Annotated in this window: 18 protein-coding genes; 7 read left to right on the top strand and 11 right to left on the bottom strand. The window is 40.6% G+C overall.

From position 1 onward, the window contains the following. Positions 1-276: 276 nt before the first annotated feature. Complete coding sequence (locus tag PHAL_RS0103210; RefSeq protein ID WP_016706974.1) at positions 277-1,659, bottom strand: Na+/H+ antiporter NhaC family protein; 1,383 nt, start codon at positions 1,657-1,659, stop codon at positions 277-279. Positions 1,660-1,964: 305 nt separating this feature from the next. Then, the gene (locus PHAL_RS0103205; RefSeq protein WP_016706973.1) at positions 1,965-2,870 is read right to left on the bottom strand and encodes an AraC family transcriptional regulator; all 906 of its coding nucleotides are present in this window, start codon (positions 2,868-2,870) and stop codon (positions 1,965-1,967) included. Between the two features lie 164 nt (positions 2,871-3,034). Here PHAL_RS0103205 and exaC point away from each other — a divergent pair, with 164 nt between their 5' ends. The 5 genes from exaC (at position 3,035) to PHAL_RS0103180 (ending at position 7,686) form a co-directional block, all read left to right on the top strand. Further along, positions 3,035-4,555: an acetaldehyde dehydrogenase ExaC gene (gene exaC / locus PHAL_RS0103200; RefSeq protein ID WP_016706972.1), complete on the top strand. Its 1,521-nt coding sequence runs from the start codon at positions 3,035-3,037 to the stop codon at positions 4,553-4,555. 250 nt (positions 4,556-4,805) lie between these two features. Next, positions 4,806-5,126, top strand: a complete 321-nt coding sequence (locus PHAL_RS0103195; protein WP_016706971.1) for a hypothetical protein — start codon at positions 4,806-4,808, stop codon at positions 5,124-5,126. Between the two features lie 60 nt (positions 5,127-5,186). Next, positions 5,187-6,683, top strand: coding sequence for a S41 family peptidase (locus PHAL_RS0103190; protein ID WP_016706970.1), 1,497 nt, complete (start codon positions 5,187-5,189; stop codon positions 6,681-6,683). Between the two features lie 100 nt (positions 6,684-6,783). Beyond that, a complete protein-coding gene (locus tag PHAL_RS0103185; RefSeq protein ID WP_016706969.1) occupies positions 6,784-7,443 on the top strand; it encodes an NADPH-dependent FMN reductase in 660 nt (219 codons plus the stop codon). 45 nt (positions 7,444-7,488) lie between these two features. Next, a complete protein-coding gene (locus PHAL_RS0103180) occupies positions 7,489-7,686 on the top strand; it encodes a CPXCG motif-containing cysteine-rich protein (protein WP_016706968.1) in 198 nt (65 codons plus the stop codon). Between the two features lie 59 nt (positions 7,687-7,745). Here PHAL_RS0103180 and PHAL_RS0103175 read toward each other — a convergent pair whose 3' ends face one another. Further along, on the bottom strand, positions 7,746-8,627 hold the full coding sequence (locus PHAL_RS0103175; protein ID WP_016706967.1) for a LysR family transcriptional regulator: 882 nt from the start codon (positions 8,625-8,627) through the stop codon (positions 7,746-7,748). A 90-nt stretch (positions 8,628-8,717) separates the two neighbouring features. On the opposite strand from PHAL_RS0103175, the gene PHAL_RS0103170 reads away from it, so the two are divergent. Next, on the top strand, positions 8,718-9,146 hold the full coding sequence (locus tag PHAL_RS0103170) for a PACE efflux transporter (protein ID WP_016706966.1): 429 nt from the start codon (positions 8,718-8,720) through the stop codon (positions 9,144-9,146). 83 nt (positions 9,147-9,229) lie between these two features. Here PHAL_RS0103170 and PHAL_RS0103165 read toward each other — a convergent pair whose 3' ends face one another. The 3 genes from PHAL_RS0103165 to PHAL_RS0103155 form a co-directional block, all read right to left on the bottom strand. After that, the gene (locus PHAL_RS0103165; RefSeq protein WP_029215997.1) at positions 9,230-10,147 is read right to left on the bottom strand and encodes a LysR family transcriptional regulator; all 918 of its coding nucleotides are present in this window, start codon (positions 10,145-10,147) and stop codon (positions 9,230-9,232) included. A gap of 5 nt (positions 10,148-10,152) precedes the next feature. After that, positions 10,153-11,157, bottom strand: a complete 1,005-nt coding sequence (locus PHAL_RS0103160; protein ID WP_016706964.1) for an alpha/beta fold hydrolase — start codon at positions 11,155-11,157, stop codon at positions 10,153-10,155. Between the two features lie 99 nt (positions 11,158-11,256). Next, positions 11,257-12,159 carry a LysR family transcriptional regulator gene (locus PHAL_RS0103155; RefSeq protein ID WP_016706963.1) on the bottom strand — a complete coding sequence of 301 codons (903 nt, stop codon included), beginning with the start codon at positions 12,157-12,159 and terminating at the stop codon, positions 11,257-11,259. Positions 12,160-12,290: 131 nt separating this feature from the next. Between PHAL_RS0103155 and PHAL_RS0103150 the strand changes: the two genes are divergently transcribed. Next, positions 12,291-13,049, top strand: coding sequence for an SDR family NAD(P)-dependent oxidoreductase (locus tag PHAL_RS0103150; RefSeq protein WP_016706962.1), 759 nt, complete (start codon positions 12,291-12,293; stop codon positions 13,047-13,049). Positions 13,050-13,080: 31 nt separating this feature from the next. On the opposite strand, the gene PHAL_RS0103145 is transcribed toward PHAL_RS0103150, so the two are convergent. The 5 genes from PHAL_RS0103145 to PHAL_RS23545 form a co-directional block, all read right to left on the bottom strand. Then, entirely contained in the window at positions 13,081-14,238 is a 1,158-nt protein-coding gene (locus PHAL_RS0103145) for a BamA/TamA family outer membrane protein (RefSeq protein WP_016706961.1), read from the bottom strand. A 151-nt stretch (positions 14,239-14,389) separates the two neighbouring features. Continuing rightward, positions 14,390-15,583, bottom strand: a complete 1,194-nt coding sequence (locus tag PHAL_RS0103140; protein ID WP_016706960.1) for a hypothetical protein — start codon at positions 15,581-15,583, stop codon at positions 14,390-14,392. Beyond that, positions 15,583-17,196: a vWA domain-containing protein gene (locus PHAL_RS0103135; protein WP_016706959.1), complete on the bottom strand. Its 1,614-nt coding sequence runs from the start codon at positions 17,194-17,196 to the stop codon at positions 15,583-15,585. The genes PHAL_RS0103140 and PHAL_RS0103135 overlap by 1 nt, the downstream gene beginning before the upstream one ends. Further along, positions 17,189-18,196, bottom strand: a complete 1,008-nt coding sequence (locus PHAL_RS0103130; protein ID WP_016706958.1) for a VWA domain-containing protein — start codon at positions 18,194-18,196, stop codon at positions 17,189-17,191. Before PHAL_RS0103130 ends, PHAL_RS0103135 begins: the two co-directional genes overlap by 8 nt. Next, positions 18,193-18,651: a DUF4381 domain-containing protein gene (locus PHAL_RS23545; protein WP_016706957.1), complete on the bottom strand. Its 459-nt coding sequence runs from the start codon at positions 18,649-18,651 to the stop codon at positions 18,193-18,195. Before PHAL_RS23545 ends, PHAL_RS0103130 begins: the two co-directional genes overlap by 4 nt.

Raw genomic sequence — 18,651 nt, 5'->3', positions numbered from 1 at the left:
CTTTTTAGGGGAGTACATACAAGTAATAGTCGGGTTAATTTTTAAAACAGCAAAGCTTGCGATGAGAAAGTAGGCAAGGTGAAAGGATTAAGTTGTTAGTGTTTTGAGTTTTACTCGTAAGCTTTTAACCAGATTGAAGCTATCACTAAATTTTTAGCCTCGCTATTAGAATTCGATTGTTTCCTTCATAAAAAATAGCGCGGGTATTTATTTCCCGCGCTAGAAAAGGCTAGATTTATTTTTAACCTTGCCAACTTTCCTCTTAAATCTATCGGCCTAAGCTATCACTAAAAATCCGACAAATGCGCAGGCTGCTGCGATGAGTGTATACGGCAATTGAGTAATTGCGTGGCTCATTAAATTACAGCCTGAGCCTTGGGCTGCAAGGACCGTTGAGTCTGAGTAAAAGCATGCTTGGCTACCAAATGATGAAGCCGATAACAGTGCGCCAATCACCAGCGGTATATTGGCATCAACCGCGATGGCAAGTGGCATTACAATAGGAATAGTTACCGCAAAAATTCCCCAGCTTGAACCCGTTGCAAACGCTAAAATAGCCATTGCCAAAAATACCACTGCAGGTAAATAGCCTGCGGTCATAAATGGGCTAAGTGACTCAATCACAAACTGCGGTAGCAATAATTGATCGCAGACATCTTTAAAAATAAATGCGGCGATCACTGTGCCAATGGCGGGTAACATACTCTTAAAGCCATCTAACATTTTTTCGATCATTTCAGCAAAGGGCATGAGCTTTTGCAGCATATAAAAAGGGATTGTCACAGCAAATGTGGCTAGTAACCCTTTGTATACGTCGATTTCAAAATACACCGTAAACGCAACGAGTAAAAAAATCGGTAGCAAAAAATTGTACAATTTGCCGTGGCTATCTGCACTTTCAAAGCTTTCTTCTACCGCTTTTACTGCATATTCATCAGCTGTTTGTACGTCTTCGTATTGCGCTGGGTCGACTTGCGGCTGCTCTTTAATTGCAAGTAGTTGGGCTTTTTTCATTGGCCCAAATAATGGGATCACCCCAAACACCACTAATGGCACAATCAGTACTGCAAACCAAGCGTATAACATGTAAGGAATGGCTTGCATATAAACTGCAATACCTTGTCCTTCACCTGCGATATTGTTATCAACCAATAAACCGCCAAAAAATACTGCCCAAGTTGATAGGGGGACTAATACACAAATTGGTGCAGCGGTCGAGTCGACCACGTAAGCAAGCATTTCACGGCTGATTTTAAATTTATCGGTAATGCGCTTCATGGTTTCACCTACGGTGAGCGCATTGAGGTAATCGTCGATAAATATAACGATACCCAGTACGTAGGTCATGAGTAATGACGAACGAGGCCCTTTACAAAAGCGCAGTGCAAAACTACCAAATGCAGAGGCGCCGCCAGTGCGCACTAATAATGCTATTAGCGCACCAAAACCACCACACACAAGTATTAACCAGCCAATTGTTTCATCGACCATCACTTTTAGTGAAGCCGCGGCAAAATTGCTTAGCATTTCAACAGGGTTAAGCATAGCCAGGCCCACTAAGGCACCGATCAGCAAAGATAAAATTGGGCGACGTAGTACGATCGCCAATACCACCACTACAATCGGCGGCACAAGACTTAACGCAGAAGGTTCAAGCATTTAAGTATTCACAAAATAAAAAGTACTTGAGTGATTGGCTCAAGCTACTTAACAAAAACAAAGAATGTTAGCCCAAGGGCTGATATTCCAAGTCACTGCTTTTGCACGCAGACGTCACTGTTGGGTTTCGCGGTGGGTTTAGCACAATGCGACACAGTGAAGTGCGTTGGCTTGGCGCCAGACGGTGCAGGGGATGCATGCCGCTATTGTTATGCCGATAAAAACATCGACGGGAAAATAATCTGCAATTGCGTTTGAGTCAATAAAAATTTTTAAATTAGCTAAAAATTCTTATTATCTGAATATTAATGCTTGTAGTGCTTGGGAGGAGCACCAAACATTTGTTTAAACAAGCGGCTAAAGTGACTGGGGTTGCTAAAGCCTAGCTGATAACAAATTTGACTCACTTGCAGGCCCGATTGTAGCAATTTGCGTGCTTTTTTCAGTCGCAGTTGTTGTTGATATGCCGCGGGGCTTAATCCAAATGCGAGCTTAAATTGTTGATAAAACTTACTGCGGCTCATGCAGGCTATTTTGCATAATATGTCAATATCAAGAGGTTGATTGAGGTTTTCTGCTATGTGATTAACTACATAGTTAAGAGCAGAGTTAATAACGGGGTTTTGGCAATTTGCGAGCATTAAATCGCGGCTTTGCTGCTGCAAAAGGCGAGTAATTAACTCATTAATTGATAGCTCAATTAAATACGGACGATCTTGCTCGTTTTCACTAAATAAACCCACCATACGCTCCAGTAGTTGCTGGGTTTGTTGATTATGCACACCATGCACAAGTTTAGGAATATAGTGAAAAAAATCATCACTACTTATGTGCTGTTGTAAATTAAGTGCATCAGCCACTTGGCTAATTTTATCGCGGCTAATTTCAATCGCTAAACAGGTGGTTGGTTGCTTAATTGACGCCTCTGGAAAGTCAATCAACACACTTTGCTCTGGCGCTAAGACAAACGATTGTTGCGGCAAAAACTCTTTGTGATAGTCACAGTCGCCTACGTGCATGATTTTTTTACCGCTGATCATGCCGCAAAACAAGAGCTCGCTGGAGTGAAGTGCTACTTTTTGTGCATCCTGATAGGTGTCGTAAATACTGAGTTCGGCATTTTCTGCAGCAAAAGTCACTTTATTTTCAATAAGTACATCAACCGCTTGGCGCTGCTTTTTGAGGTTTTTTGTTGCTAGATAGGCTGCCATAGTATTTCCTTTTTTAGGTCTGGACACATAGACACGTTTTTTGGACCGCTAAGCATGTTTGTATGCCTGTTATGCGCTAATGTCAATTAATGGCGGATAAATAACCAATAAGTTCCGCTTGAACTTAACAAACTTAACAACAACTTGAACATAGGACACACACAATGATTTATGCAAACCCAGGCAGCGATGGCGCGCTTATAAATTTTAAATCTCAGTATGGTAATTATATTGGTGGGCAATGGCTTGAGCCTGTAAACGGGCAATACTTTGATAATATAAGCCCAGTTAACGGTAAAGTATTTTGTAAAATACCACGCTCAGACAAAGCAGATATTGAACTTGCGCTTGATAAAGCACACGCAGCAAAAACAGCATGGGGCACAACTTCAGTCACTGAGCGCAGCAATATTTTATTAAAAATTGCGGATCGCATTGAGCAAAACCTTGAGTTACTCGCTGTGGCTGAAACTTGGGATAACGGTAAAGCCATTCGCGAAACTTTAGCGGCGGATATTCCATTAGCAGCAGATCACTTTCGTTATTTTGCTGGCTGTGTTCGCGCCCAAGAAGGGACAATAGGTGAGATAGATGAGACCACTGTTGCCTATCATTTTCATGAGCCTTTAGGTGTTGTTGGGCAAATTATCCCGTGGAATTTTCCTATTCTAATGGCCGCTTGGAAACTCGCGCCCGCCCTTGCCGCTGGGAATTGTGTAGTTCTAAAACCAGCAGAGCAAACACCGGCCTCTATTTTAGTGTTAATGGAAATCATCGGCGATTTGCTTCCTGCAGGGGTTTTAAATGTTGTGAATGGCTTTGGTAAAGAAGCTGGTGAAGCACTGGCAACCAGTACTCGTATTGCAAAAATTGCCTTTACTGGCTCAACACCCGTTGGCTCGCATATTTTAAAATGTGCGGCTGATAATATTATTCCTTCTACTGTTGAGCTTGGCGGGAAATCTCCTAATATATTCTTTAACGATGTTATGGACAAAGATGATTCATTTTTAAGTAAAGCCATTGAAGGTGCGGTGCTTGCCTATTTTAACCAAGGCGAAGTTTGTACTTGCCCGTCGCGCTTATTTATTCAAGAAGACATTTATGAGCAGTTTATTGAGCGGATATTAGCGCGTACTTTACAAATTAAACGCGGTAATCCGCTTGATAGTGAAACTATGGTGGGCGCACAGGCATCACAAGCGCAATTTGATAAAATTCTTAGTTACATTGAAATTGGTAAAAAAGAAGGAGCACAAGTGCTCACCGGTGGCAATGTTGAGCAGTTAAGTGATGAGTTAAATGGTGGTTACTATATTCAACCAACACTGTTAAAAGGCACTAACGATATGCGGGTGTTCCAAGAAGAGATTTTTGGTCCGGTTATTTCCATGTCGACTTTTAAAGACGAAGCAGAAGCTCTTGAACTTGCAAACAGCTCTGAGTTTGGTTTAGGGGCTGGCGTGTGGAGCCGCAATATGAACCGCGCGTATCACTTTGGCCGTAAGATAGAAGCGGGCCGAGTGTGGACTAACTGTTATCATATGTACCCAGCCCATGCTGCATTTGGCGGCTATAAAAAGTCAGGTATCGGCCGTGAAACTCACAAACTCGCTCTTGATCACTATCAGCAAACTAAAAACCTGCTGGTTAGCTATAGCGAAGATCCACTCGGCTTTTTTTAAACAAGATTTAAGCGAAGCTGTAATTTAATTGAGTAATGCAAAGCGTGGCCACTGGCTACGCTTTTGCTTTTCAAAAGGCAGGGAATACTCGCCTAGAGGGATAACGTAGAAATACTTTTAGCATACGTTACTGACCTGAACTCGAAGTAACTGATTGAATCCAAACAGCAACTCAGTTATGGTTTGCTGATTAATAAAAATAAATTAAACCGAAGACACTGCATACTGGTATGCAGTGTAGGGAATTCACATGAAAGTAGGCATATTATTCTTTATTTTGCTCATTTGTTTTTCTGCACAATCTAATAACGATATTGCAGTGAAAAATGAAGTTAATTTATTTCTGGAAGTTTCGGAGTGTTTAAGGAGTATTCCCAGTAATAACATTAATGATTCAGAATACGATGAATTGACTTTGCTCACGAGTGTAATCGAGAACCTAACTGTTGAATTAGGTACTAATAAAAATGAACAAAAAGAGTTTAGAGAATTATATAAAATTGCGGCTCAATACTGTGAGAAAGAAATAAGTAACTTTAAAGCTGGGTATAAAAGTAAGGTTAGTAATTAATAACTGTATTTCCTTTTACTTTGGTATCAGTGAGTTAGAGTATAATAAAAAAGGATTTATATGAGACATATAATTAAGTCGTATGCAAAGGTGTTCGTTATTGGTACACCTCTTTTGACAGCAAATGTTTACGCACAAGATAATGTAAGCTCTTTAGAGAACCTACCCACTACAGCAGCGCAATGGCAAGTAACAGCTGAGCGTGATGTTGAAGCGGCTTATCAACAATCAGTTGAAAACCACCCCGGTATGTTTGATAGTCAGAACCCTGATTTTCCTAAGCTACTTGAGAGCGCAAAGCGCCAAGGTCTTGCGCTTGCAAAGCAGGTTACGAATGCTCAAGGGTATGCTGCAGCAATTGCGCGTTTTAGTACTGTCTTACAAGATGGTCATGCCGGAGCCGTAGCTATTTTACCAGAACAACTAAAACAACCAAGGCGCTGGCCCGGGTTTGCGGCTGTTTGGCGAGGTGATGGCTTAAAAGTGTATTACAGCGAGCATAGTCAAATTACTAAAGGCGATAAAGTAATACGCTGTAATAATACGCCAATTGAGCCATTAATGCGGCAAACCCTTTTTACTTTTCATGGTCAGGTTGAGCAACCCGGTCATTGGTGGAATCAAGGCCGGCGGTTACTTATTGATGACGGCAATCCATTTTTACCCCAACTTAAAAGCTGTGACTTTGCAAAAGCCAATGGCAGCACTTATAGCGTTAAATTACAGTGGGTTGAACGCCCTAAAAGCGTCCGTCAACATTTAATGAACGCGTATAATGGGGATGAACTCGCCGTCGGTCTACATTGGCCAACTAAAGATATTGCTTGGGTAGCCATGCCCACATTTGCGCCTAATGAGCAACAAAAGGCTGACTATAAACAACTGTTTGCTGATTTAGCTACACAACGTGCGCAGTTATTGACTGCTAAAGCCGTGATACTTGATTTGCGCCATAACCAAGGTGGTTCATCTTATTGGAATGTAAAAGTCGCAGAGCAGTTATGGGGGCAACAAATTGTGAGTTATCGAAAAGAACAAGCAAGCGCAAAAACCCAAGTGTGGTGGCGAGCCTCAAAAGATAATACTCAGCACGTTGAGGTGTTGAAGGTAGTACTAAAAGATCAGCCTGAAATGTATGAAATGGTTAAAGAAGTCTCAGCAGGTATGCAAGTATCGTTAGATAAAGGCATGCCTTTTTATGTAGAGCAAAACCTGCCTGCTGAGCAAAGTGCAGGAGAGGTTACAGACAGTGATTTTAAAAACAAAGCTATGGTGATAGTACCTGGGCAGTGTGCCAGCGCTTGTCTTGATGCTATTGATACCTTTAAGCTTTTTTCGAATACTGTGTTATTTGGTGCGCCAAGTAGTGCAGACTCAATGTATATGGACGTCAGGCTTGTTGATACCCCATCAGGGTTGAGTAAAGTGATTATTCCTAATAAAGTGTACGTAGATAGGCCTCGAGGAGAAGGCTATTTTTACCAGCCCGATATTCCATATTACGGACTTGAGTGGACAACCGACGCTTTACTTGAGCAAATAATAAACATCTTGTAATAAATGTTTTTATATTAAAGAGTGTGGATGTTACTTTAAGTGAGTGAAAAACACGGGCATTTTTTGTGCGATACCCAAACAACAGATGGAGTTGTAAGTTATGAAATTTTTAGTTTTTTTAGGCACTGTACGTGACAGCACACCACCGAGACCTGCTCGCTTAGGTGAGCGTGTTGCACTAGCGTGTTTAGCATGTCTTAACAGCCAATATCCAGATCATCAAATAGAACTGATAGATGCGCTGGAATACCCACTTGATACTGTATTTAAGCCACACTTCTCTTATCCGCAGGGTAAAGCACCAACAAAGCTAAATGAGCTGGCAGAGAAAATTGCCGCAGCAGATGGCTACATTATGATCAGCCCTGAATATAATCATTCAATGAGTCCCGCATTAGCTAACTTGTTAAATCACTTTGGTAGTTCTTTGTTTTCGTATAAACCAAGCGCCATTGTGACTTATTCGGCAGGGCAGTGGGGAGGCATGCGTGCGGCGGTTGGTATGCGAACTTATTTATCGGAACTGGGTTGTTTACCTGTATCGGCAATGATCCATGTACCAAAAGCGCAAGACGTTTTTGCAGCCGATGGGACGCTGCTACAAGAGGCAGAGCAGGCATCGTGGTTTAATTATTTTGGCCGTACGTTTAGTCAGATGGTTTGGTGGGCTCAAGCAACCCGCGAGTATAAAACGCAAGTTGATCCCAATGAGTTAGTTAAAAGCTTCAATAAAGATCCATCACAAAGAAATGCACCTTGATGTTGCTGTAATGGACATAGTGACTCAATACGCGAGGTATAAGCAATGAATCAACTAACTGAAGCAACGATAGCATGCCCGTATTGTGGTGAAAGTATAGACGTGTTGCTTGATCCATCTGATGTCGATCAACAGTACATTGAAGACTGCCAAGTGTGTTGTAAGCCGATTAACTTTTTGGTTTTTGAAAATATGGATGAAGAATTAACGGTTACTGTTACCAGCGATGAAGAGGGATTTTGAATAAATACGATCTATTTACGAAACCTGGTAAGTTTTTGCTCTAGGTAGCTTAGTATCAATTAAATTGATAATAAGCTACGCAATAAATTCCTGAGTACTTTAAAGACTTCTTGGCCGCTGTGGCGTTGATGTTGCAACATATCAACATTGGCCGTCCAGCCCATTTCTTCAAATTCCAGAGGTAGTTTAACCAACTCGCCACTGTGTATTGCATTTTCGGCTACATGGTGTGGCAATAAACACCAACCATGCCCCTGGATTGCCAGTTCAAGTAATACAAAGTAATTGTCGGCATACCAAATGTCGGGGCTTATTTTTAGTTGAAAGCTACTGGTTTGCGTATTACGAGAGCGGATCAGGAGTTGCCGGTGTAAACGCAAGCCATCCATATTTTTACAAATCTGCCCTGCGAGAGGGTGAGATTTGGCAACATATAAATCAAACTTTACAGCACCCAAACATTCGTAATCTAAATAACTAGGAATGTTCAATTCACTAAAAATAATACCTGTTAATGGCTTTTCGCTTTTTAGCATATCGATGATGTCGAGACTGGATGCATTTAAAAATTCAAGCGATACATTAGGGTATTTCTCTCGTAACTCTGTAATGGTATTGGCGATGATTTTAAATGGGATCCCTTCGTCAAGCGCAATGGTGATTTCACGTGGTGTTTGGTCATTTAATGCTAAGGCTGAGTTTACTAACCGTTGATGTTGATTGATCAGTGCCATTGCCTGCGGTAGTAGTTTTTTACCTGCCTCGGTGAGTTGTGGGTAACGCCCAGCGCGTTCAAATAAAGTGGCGTTACAGTCTATTTCTAAGTTAATGATATGTTGGCTCACGACTGACTGGGCTTTATTTAAACGACGAGCGGCTGCCGAAAACGATCCGGTTTCGACGGTGGTGACAAATGCGTGAAGTTGTTCGATGCTAAACATATCGTTTTTATAGATGCTATGTAACTACTTAATATCTAAATAATGGATGAAAATAGCGGCCAAGTCACTATATACAGGCATTTTTTAATAATGAGTACTATTGAACGGATTTTTCAGGCGCTGCTTTTTGAGGTAATCGCACTTTCAATTGTTATACCCACGTCGGTTATGGTTGGCGACTTTGATGCGGGAAAAATGACAATTGTTGGCATTGGCTTATCGTTATTTGCGATGCTGTGGAATTACATTTACAACATTATATTCGACAAGTTAGCGGGCTTTAATCGCATAGAAAGAGGGTTAGCGACACGTATTGCTCATGCAATAGGTTTTGAACTGGGAATGGTAATAATTACATTGCCTGCATTGGCGTGGTATTTAGATATAACTTGGTTAGCCGCGACAATCTTAGAAGCAGGCTTTTTAGTGTTTATTCTGGTGTATACATTGATATTTAATTGGCTATATGACCGCTATCAACCTTACCAAAAATGCTTTTGTAAGCATGAACTTGTGTAGTTAACTGCTTTGGCACTCGTTAGGCAATTAATGAGTGTTTCTATGTAAACGCATCGCTGTATTTCGATATTGCTTTGATCTGTTTAGAGGTGTTTAGTCATACTTTGTTGTATGTCACTTTGTGCATTCAAGGCAATTTCGACAAACGCATTTACTGTTGCACTGGGGTGATTATGCTTATATTGGATTTGTAACGGTATCTGCGTGGTTACATTGTTTAAGGCAAGAAAATGACAGCCTGCATTGTATAGTTTGCTCACACAGTAAGGGGCAATAGCGACGCCTAATCCTGCGGCTACCTCAGTTAAGAGTGTTTGCATGTGTCGCGGGCGGCTGACAAGGTTGGGAGAAAACCCCGCTTGCTTACACAGCGTAATTGTTTCGTCAAATAAGCCCAATGCTTCATCACGGTTAAAAATAATAAATTGCTCAGTTTTCAGCTGCGCTAAATTGATTGCTTTTTTACCTGCAAATTTGTGACTTTGATTAACAATAGCAACGAGCTTATCAATATAGATATTATGACTGGAATATTGAGTATTAATCGAGGTCGGTAGCTCTCGCGAGAATGCAACATCTATTCGTTCATTATTCAGTGCGTCAATCTGTTCGGTTGCTGTCATTTCAAATAATGTGACATGTACTTTTGGAAACTGTAATTTATAGCGTCTGACCAAACTGGCCATAAACGATAAACAGGCAGGCCCTAAATAGCCGATATTAAGCGTGCCTATTTGCCCGTTGTGTGCCAGTTGTGCGTGTGTTTTAGCTTGCTCAGCAAGTGCCAAAATTGCGCTCGCATCTTTTAAAAGCTGTTCACCTGCTTGTGTTATTGCCACATCACGAGAGTTGCGATTAAACAAACTAACGCCAAGCTCAGCCTCTAATGCTGATATATGGCGACTAATAGCAGGCTGTACAGTATGTAGTTCGTTTGCCGCTTGTGAAAAGCTTTTATGCTTAGCGACACTAACAAAGCTTTTTAGCCTTTTTATATCCACAGGCACTATTTAGTTTCTAACGCTTTTGAAAATACGGCTTTAAAGCGTTCAAAGTCTTCTATATGCGGTAAATGACCTAAGTTTTCTAGCTCAAATAATTGTGCGTTGGGTATCAATGCTGCCGCTGATTTACCGAGTTTATCGTAACGGCCAAGTTCATAATCAACACCTTGCTTTTTCCAGTTACGGCCAGGGCCTGTTCTGTCGCGCGTACCAATTATAAGCTTCACAGGCATAGTGAAGTTGCTAAACTCGGTGATAACTGGCTGGGTAAAAATCATGTCATAGGTTTTAGCGTTTACCCATGCAACTTGTTCTTTATCTGGGCCTTGAATTTGCCCTGTTATAAAGTGTGTCAGTGCTTCAAATTGGCTATTCCAGTTACCGTCATAGTAATTTTTTTGCTGATACTTTTTCACTCCTGCGGGTGTTTTTGCAAGCTCACTTTTATAGAAAAAGTCAGTGTCTTTGTAATCCACATAATCAAGGTAGTTTTCAAGCCCGATGGGGTTAAGCAGAATCAATTTTGTCGTGACACTTGGGTACATTAATGCAAAGCGACTCGCCAGCATACCGCCCATTGAATGGCCTAATACAATTGATTTTTCAATCTTTAAAGAAGCCATTAAGGCGTGGGTGTGATGAGCTAAAGCTGCAAAAGAATATTGATAATTTGTAGGTTTAGATGATTTGCCAAAACCAATTTGATCTGGAATAAGCACTCCGTAACCCAGTTTTTGCAGGTGGTTTGCAGTTGTTGTCCAGTAATGGGCGTTGAAGTTTTTACCATGCATTAAAGTAACAATGGGTTTATCGCCTTTGGCGGGTAGGTAAATATACGCCATTTTTAATGCCAACCCTTGCGAGGCAACATCAAAATAACTTATGTCGAAATCGTAATTATAATCTGTTAATTGTGCGTCATAACTTAGTTGCTCAGTGGCTTGCTGAGCGTGTGAATTTACAGCTGAGAATATCAAGCATAAACTTAATAACCATATTTTGTACATAGAATCCCTCATCGATTTTATTAAACAGATCAATACACATCTTTACATAGTTAAGGACAATACTCTAAAACTTATTTGTGCAGTTAAGTTAAAGTTTTGTTAGTGCGTTATGGACTGTAATTGATTTGTTAGCCAGTCCATAAATATTTGTGTACGTTTTGGCACATGGCGGCGATTAGCATAAAGTAGATTAATTGGCATACTTGGCAAACGATATTGCGGTAATACTTCGTGTAGCAAACCACTATTAAGCTCGTTTATCACGCCAAGTTTAGGTGTTTGTATTAGTCCTAAACCAGCAATACATGCTGCTTTATAGGCATCAGTATTATTAACGGTTAATTGTGATGACATTGCGATTAAGTGTGCTTTACCATGTTTATCAACATACTCAAATCCCGGATCAAATTGCCCTAATTTTTGGCTATAACGAATTATAAAGTGGGTATGTAGATCTGCCAGCTCAGTGATTTCACCATGTTCAGTAATATAGGCAGAACTAACGCAATTGATCATTTTATATTCCCCTAATTTTTTTGCAATTAGCGATGAATCTGTTAATTCGCCGACCCGTAAAACACAATCAAAACCTTCTTCAATGAGATCAACTTTGCGGTCGGTACTACTTAATTCTATTTCAAGGGCGGGATGCATTTTTAGAAAAGCAGGTAGTTTCGGAAGTATTAAATTACGGCAAAGCGCTTGAGGCATATCAACACGTAATCGTCCTGAGAGAGGGTGTGCTGAGTGCTGAAAAGAAGTTTTAAGCTCTTCCATATCAGCCAGTATATCTTTACAACGATGATAAAATGTTTCGCCGTCATTGGTTGTGGTTACTCGTCGAGTCGTTCTATTTAGCAGCCGTGTACATAGCATATCTTCAAGTTGTTGTACTGCTAATGAAACTGATGATTTAGGTAAGCCAAGGCTAGTGGCTGCACCTGAAAAGCTTTTCAGTTCAGTCACTCGGATATAAATACGCATTGCGTTGAGTTCGTTCATGTAAACTATTGTTAGTATTTTTTGAACAGTGCAATCAAATATACTGTGTTTATCTTGTTTAGTCGACTAAATATACTTATTTCTATGGACTAGGTAACACCTTGGTTTTTACATTAGAGCAGGAGGTAATTATGAACAATAAAGTTGCGGTGATCACTGGCGGAAACAGGGGCTTGGGGAAAGATACTGTGCTTAGCTTAGCTAAAAAGCAAATCGATAGCGTGTTTACCTATCGCAGCCATAAACAAGAAGCTGATGAGGTGGTCAAACACGCTGCTAAATTAGGGGCTAAAGCTGTGGCTATTCAGTTAGATTTGAGTGACATACTTGGTTTTACTGAGTTCAGTACTCAATTACAACACGTGTTACACAGCCATTGGCAACAACCGCAGTTTAATTACTTAATTAATAATGCTGGCTTTGGTTTAGATAATTCATTTATGGATACTACTGAATCACAGTTTGACAGTTTAATGACCGTACATGTCAAAGGGCCGTTTTTCTTAACCCAAACACTTGCACCACATATAGCTGACGGTGGTCGCATTGTTAATGTATCTTCAGGGCTGACACGTTTTACGTTGCCCGGTAAAGCCGCTTACGCGACTATGAAAGGTGCAGTAGAAGTGATGACCAAGTATTTAGCTAAAGAGCTTGCGCATCGTAATATTGCCGTAAATGTGGTTGCCCCTGGAGCAATTGCCACTGACTTCGGTGGTGGTAGCGTTCGCGATAATCATGCAATAAATAATAGGATAAGCTCAATAACTGCGATGGGGCGAGTCGGTGAACCTGCTGATATTGGAGCGATGATTGCACAATTACTTGGTGATGAAAACCGGTGGATGACTGGGCAGCGTTTAGAAGTATCTGGCGGAATGTTACTGTAACTTAAATAGGCATATTTTATGCCTGTTTACTTTACCACGTAGATCCTGCTTGAATATACACAACATCTTGCTCAGGGCCGTGAGCGACATCTAAACCAATGTTGATCCCATAATGTTCATCTATTAAGTATCTAAAGCCCATGCCAACAGTGTTTATTGTATTTGCGTCAGTCAGGGTTGAAAAATGCTCTGCTGCCCAACCCATGCCTGTAAATGCACTGAGTTTAATTTTATCGGTGATTTTATAACTGCCTTCAAATTCAGTAACCAAGACATTGAGCCCTTGATAACGAGAAGCTGATACTCCTCGTAAGCTGATACTAGGAGGAATATAGACTGGCAGTTGCCTATCATCTTTATTATTTACGGTATCAAATTCTACACGCAGGCCTAAGTTGGCTTTTTCGTTTAATGCCCAGTAGTTTAAGGCAGAAAACTTAAAGCTGGTGTAATCTATATCACTACCAATTGCTTGGTTAAATACCATGTACTCGGCTTTATAGTTTAAACCTTGCTCAGGGTTAAGGGGGTTATCGCGGCTGTCATACTCCATCAGTGCGCCTAAGCCTGAAGTGTTAATCTCAGGTATTAGTTGCAGATTTAACAACTCGTCAGGAATATTGATATCTTGAAAAATAGGGTCAGCTAAACTTAGATCTACATGACGATATAACTGTTTAGCGCCAAAAAAGAAGTTACTGTCTTGATAACGCACTTTTACGTTTTGTAGTACCGCGGGCCCCTTAATATTGAGTGATAGTGGAGTGAATAAGTCAATATCGGAGAAAGTGTAAAAATCAAGATTAATACTGGCATAGCCAATAATGCCTTGATAGCGAATGCGGTCTTCATCCCAAAATGTTACATGACCTAGCGCGCCGCCTTTGGTACCATTTTTAGTGGCCAATGCGCCAACAATACTGATACTTTGCGGGAGCGTTGTGCCTTCTTTTTTTGGCTTTTTATTTTTATTATCATGAAAAAAAAGCCCGACAATGCCCAGCCCCGGGCCAACAGCAGGCTCGGTTATAAATGTCGGAATTGGTAAAAAAGAAATAGGCTTATCAGCCTTGGATGTTTGATTATCCAATTGTTTTTGTGTGGGGGCTATCACATGATCTTCATAAGCATTGTTGGCATAACTGTAAAAAGAAATACACATAAAGCTGATACAACAAAGTGTAAACATTTTGATCAATGTAATAGTTCCTAATTGAATAGTCGTTTCATAGGCTTAGTGTAAGCGCTTTAGTTGTTAATTTAAATGATAGACTTTCAGTAATCTAGCAATAATTAGTAAAGCGCTTCAGTTGCAGGCATTACAAAACTCAGTTCTTAATCTAAGGGTTGAGTGGGCTTAATACATCTTTTTGTTGCTTATTTTCATTTTTTAGCGCCACTCTGAACTGTTTTAACTGTACGGTAAAATCATGGGGTAATGCTTTATTGCTATACAGTGCTTGTTCAAAATCAAGAGTTATCGATTGGTTTTGTTGTTGTAAAGCTCTATTTTTATCTATTACCTTTTGCCAGCTGTTTCGCCAAGTAATAAAGGCACTATAGTGTGCTTTATTCACACCAGTGTGCTGAATTACTTGTCTGAAATGAGCAAGTTCACTTTGTTGGTAGCGCAGCCAGTAAAATTGAGCGATACGATAGATCACCCACACAATAACTAAGCCAATTAGGGCTAATACAAGCCACCATAACCATGTTGTTAAACTTGCGGGTGCACTGGCTACACTCACTTCGCTGCCTTTAATTTCAGCGGTTTGCACGCTGTCAGTGCTAGGCTGGTAATAGCTTATAGTAATACTAGGTAAAGTGAGATTACCTGCTTGTTTCACGACAATATCTTGCTGTTCGGTACGTACACCTGTAAATGCAGCCGTTCTGTCATTGAGGGTGTCACTAACACTGGCCGTGATAGGGTAGCTTTGCTGTTGTTCTGTATTAGTACTATTCATTAGCTGCGGAATAAATAACGCCGAGCTTTCGGTAATTGTTGCGCTCACTTTTCGTTGTATGCTTTGCCCTGCAATCAATTGGTCAGGTATATTAACATCTTCTTCTAGCGTAATATTTTCAGCTATAATGATGGGGTTCAGAGTTTTAGCAAGTTCCGGTAGCGTGGCGTTAAAGGAGACGGGTGGGGGAGTTATTTCGCGGTTGATTGTTTGGCTATTTTCATCCACGAAGTGGATTTTTAATGTTGGTAGTGTTAATTCAAAACGGCCATGGGTCATTGCAATCACGGGGTACTCTTTAATAACACCTGTCCACGTTGCGCTACCAATACGCTCAGAAGTTGGATAGGTACTTTTATTGCCTTTTACACTAATTACATTCAGCGTGTCGACTTCATCAAAATACAACGGCTTTGCAAACCAAGTTGGCACTAAAACTTTTACTTTGACGGTCGTTACTTGGCCAACCAGTGGGTTTTCATTGCTAATGCTGACAGTTACTTTTGGTTCAGCAGCTAAACTTGGCAATACAGAAAAAGCCAGTAAACAAATTAACAGTAATCGCATTATTGCCCCCTTTGAGCGTTAGCTTCTGTGGCAAACTTATTTTTTAAAAAGTCCCCCATTTCTGAGTCAACACTGCGCATCCATTGCTCTTTTGCATCAGGAGAAAGAGAGTCTGTTACTTGGTAATCTTGGGAATTGCCATCTTGCTTCTCACTTACTTCATTCCCATCGACCTCAGTGGTGATACTTTGCTCTGCATCCACACCGCCAGCTTGTGCAATCACAGCAGCATATGCATGCTCTGCAATCGCTAGATTTCGTTGTGCATTTAGGTGTTCGGGTTGTTGTTTTAACACTTGCTTAAAGCCTGCTATTGCGGCTTCAAATTCTTGTATTTTTAAGAGGGCTGTCGCACGGTTGTAAAATCCATCTATAGTCCCTAAAGAACCATAAACTTCAGCAGCCTGGGTATATTTACCCTGTTCAAATAATGCTTTTGCTTGCCATTGTGGATCAGAAAATAGCGTCGCAGCGCGAGCAAAATCAAGGTTGTTGTAAGCCATCATTGCTTGTTGATCACGAGTAAAAAACCAGTCGGCAGTGCTGGCATAACTCGTTTTTGGAAAACCTAATAAACTACCAGCTAAAAATAATACCGCAATATGATTAATCGTTTGGATGGTTTGGTGCGGCTTTTTTTCTATATTTATTGAAGTCCAGCCTTTTCGAAACCATAAAGCACTAAGTAACAGCACGGGCCATGTGAAATACCATGCCATATCCTGATAAGGGCTGGTGTTGTTGTTATCACGCTGACGCTGATAATTTTGTTCTACAAAGTTATCAATTGCTATAACATCTTGCATATCAAGTGTAAGTGCTTGGTGTGTTACCGTTTGTAAAGATGACTGAGTATTCGAGTTAGGTTTAATGATCAACGCTTGGCCTTGTTCATCAGAGCGAAGTTGACCATCAGTTGAATTTATAACCCCGCCGTTATCTGTAGCTATTTGCCACCAAATAAATGGTTGTTGTAACTTATTTAAGGCTGCAACTTGCGCTTGACTAATATCATCGGCTATTAACACAATGCTGGCATAAGGTTGTTTTTCTAACAGCGTGATTGCTTGTTGCATTGCAGTAGCTGCATTGTCGGCGTTTACACTATGATTTCCTGGCATTACATCTGGTGCTAAGGCAACTAAAAATGGTTGAAAAACACTACTATCCTCAGTAAAAGGCAGTACATTATGACTGGAGCTGGCATAAGCGAACAGTGCGGTTTTAGCACCACTGCGATAACTAAGTAAATCAGCAACTTTTTGCTTAGCGCGGGTTAAGCGAGTCGGCGATACATCGTTTACTTGCATGGCTTCAGTTACTTTTAATAAAACAATGAGCGGCGCTTTATCGCTATTGTCATCTGTTTGTTTAAACCAAGCAGGGCCTGCGCAAGCGATTATTAATAGCACTGCACAGGCTAAGGTAAAGTCGATAGGTTTTAATTTATCAAATAAACGCTGTTTTGGTGTCAATGCTAATGCTAAATGCGTGGCTATAGCATGGGTATGGTGTTTACTGCTTTGCTGGTTTTTACGGATGATGTAGCAAAGTAAAATAACAACGGGTAACAGCAGTAAGGTCCATGGCCGCAAAAAGTGAAACTCAAACATGTTCAACATCCTTTGTTTGTCGCCTTTGCTTGGAAAGCTCAATAATTACTTGAGCGAGTAGCGCTAATACAAAAACCAATAAAGCAAAATACAACGGTATATGTAGTAAGCTGGTTTCTTTGCGTGTTGTAATTACCGGAGTTACTACAGCCGCTATTTGATCGATTTGTTGGTAAATTTTTTCTAATGATTCACTGTCTTGTGCACTATAAAATTGCCCGTCGGCGGTACTGGCAATTTTCTTTAAAGTAGCAAAATCAACGCGATATTGGCCTTCGGCATGTTCATCACCAATCCCAATAGTAAAAATTTTCAATTGCGATTGTTTTGCAATTTGTGCCGCGTTTAAAGGGGACATTCGTGAACCAGTATCAGCACCATCGGTTAATAAGATCAGTACTTTGTTTTCTACTTTAGATGATTCAAAGGTTTTTAATGCAAGCCCGATTGCATCACCGATCGCAGTATGTGGGCCTGCCATAGCCACTTGGGTATTATCAAGTAATTGCTCTGCACTTTGTAAATCTTGAGTAAAGGGCACTTGTAAATAAGCTTGTGTGCCAAACACAATAAGCCCGATACGATCGTGCTTACGATCTTTGATATACTGACTTACTACATTTTTTACAGCTTGTAAGCGTTGAATTCGCTCGCCATTGTTACTAGGAAAGTCTTGTTCATCCATCGAGCCAGATAAGTCAATGGCTAACATAATATCTCGACTGGTTGTTTCGTTTTTAACCGGCGCTCCAAGTTGCGTGGGATTTGCAAGTGCAACAACAAGTGACAACCAAATTAAAGCGGCACTTAACCAAATAAATAAATATTTTTTATTACTGTGTTCGCCTTGTGTGGTTTTTGCGCCACTGGCTTGATGCGCTAAGGAAAAAAATGGGATCCTAATTGCCAAGGTTTTTTGTTTAAATGCAGGCAATAACCATACTAATAATATGGGCACGATTAAGAGGCTAAACATCCATAGGTGTTTAAAAATGATCATGGCGTCACCTTGTAGTAAGTGAGCCAAGTAATGGCTTGTTGTTTGAGTTTTGCGCGATCATGATCTGCTGTTAGTGTATAAAAGTCAGTAAAATGCGTATGTTTATCACAATGTGTATTTAAAAACTCACTCCACTGTGGTCCGGTTAGTGCGGCTATTTCGCAACGTTCAAAGTCATTTAAAGCACAGCGCTTCAAAATACTGCTGATAGCTAAGGCACTACTATCATCGGCTAAGTTGTTTATTGCATCAATTGCATAAAAACGATGGCGCTGCTTGTAGCGTTTAAAGCGCTGCAGTGCAAGAAGAGTAATAGCAATTAATATAACTGTACCAAGAAGTACAGTCCACCCAGGACCTTCAGGCCACATAGAAATTGCTGCAGGTTCGGTAACGGGTTTGATTTCCGCCATTAATTGGTAGAGCTCGAGGTTATCTAAATCTTGATTATCCAT

Origin of the sequence: Pseudoalteromonas haloplanktis ATCC 14393 (assembly GCF_000238355.1) — a bacterium.
Taxonomy (GTDB): Bacteria; Pseudomonadota; Gammaproteobacteria; order Enterobacterales; family Alteromonadaceae; genus Pseudoalteromonas; species Pseudoalteromonas haloplanktis.
Note: the sequence above shows the minus strand (reverse complement) of the source record. Positions and strands in the feature narration are given on the sequence as shown.

Excerpts from the sequence above, each read along its gene's own strand:
- PHAL_RS0103160 (WP_016706964.1), bottom strand. The coding sequence starts at position 11,157 with ATGTACAAAATATGGTTATTAAGTTTATGCTTGATATTCTCAGCTGTA.
- PHAL_RS23545 (WP_016706957.1), bottom strand. The coding sequence starts at position 18,651 with ATGGATAATCAAGATTTAGATAACCTCGAGCTCTACCAATTAATGGCG.
- PHAL_RS0103180 (WP_016706968.1), top strand. The coding sequence starts at position 7,489 with ATGAATCAACTAACTGAAGCAACGATAGCATGCCCGTATTGTGGTGAA.
- PHAL_RS0103190 (WP_016706970.1), top strand. The coding sequence starts at position 5,187 with ATGAGACATATAATTAAGTCGTATGCAAAGGTGTTCGTTATTGGTACA.
- PHAL_RS0103155 (WP_016706963.1), bottom strand. The coding sequence starts at position 12,159 with ATGAACGAACTCAACGCAATGCGTATTTATATCCGAGTGACTGAACTG.
- PHAL_RS0103150 (WP_016706962.1), top strand. The coding sequence starts at position 12,291 with ATGAACAATAAAGTTGCGGTGATCACTGGCGGAAACAGGGGCTTGGGG.
- PHAL_RS0103210 (WP_016706974.1), bottom strand. The coding sequence starts at position 1,659 with ATGCTTGAACCTTCTGCGTTAAGTCTTGTGCCGCCGATTGTAGTGGTG.
- PHAL_RS0103140 (WP_016706960.1), bottom strand. The coding sequence starts at position 15,583 with ATGCGATTACTGTTAATTTGTTTACTGGCTTTTTCTGTATTGCCAAGT.
- PHAL_RS0103185 (WP_016706969.1), top strand. The coding sequence starts at position 6,784 with ATGAAATTTTTAGTTTTTTTAGGCACTGTACGTGACAGCACACCACCG.
- PHAL_RS0103175 (WP_016706967.1), bottom strand. The coding sequence starts at position 8,627 with ATGTTTAGCATCGAACAACTTCACGCATTTGTCACCACCGTCGAAACC.
- PHAL_RS0103170 (WP_016706966.1), top strand. The coding sequence starts at position 8,718 with ATGAGTACTATTGAACGGATTTTTCAGGCGCTGCTTTTTGAGGTAATC.
- exaC (WP_016706972.1), top strand. The coding sequence starts at position 3,035 with ATGATTTATGCAAACCCAGGCAGCGATGGCGCGCTTATAAATTTTAAA.
- PHAL_RS0103130 (WP_016706958.1), bottom strand. The coding sequence starts at position 18,196 with ATGATCATTTTTAAACACCTATGGATGTTTAGCCTCTTAATCGTGCCC.
- PHAL_RS0103145 (WP_016706961.1), bottom strand. The coding sequence starts at position 14,238 with ATGTTTACACTTTGTTGTATCAGCTTTATGTGTATTTCTTTTTACAGT.
- PHAL_RS0103205 (WP_016706973.1), bottom strand. The coding sequence starts at position 2,870 with ATGGCAGCCTATCTAGCAACAAAAAACCTCAAAAAGCAGCGCCAAGCG.
- PHAL_RS0103195 (WP_016706971.1), top strand. The coding sequence starts at position 4,806 with ATGAAAGTAGGCATATTATTCTTTATTTTGCTCATTTGTTTTTCTGCA.
- PHAL_RS0103135 (WP_016706959.1), bottom strand. The coding sequence starts at position 17,196 with ATGTTTGAGTTTCACTTTTTGCGGCCATGGACCTTACTGCTGTTACCC.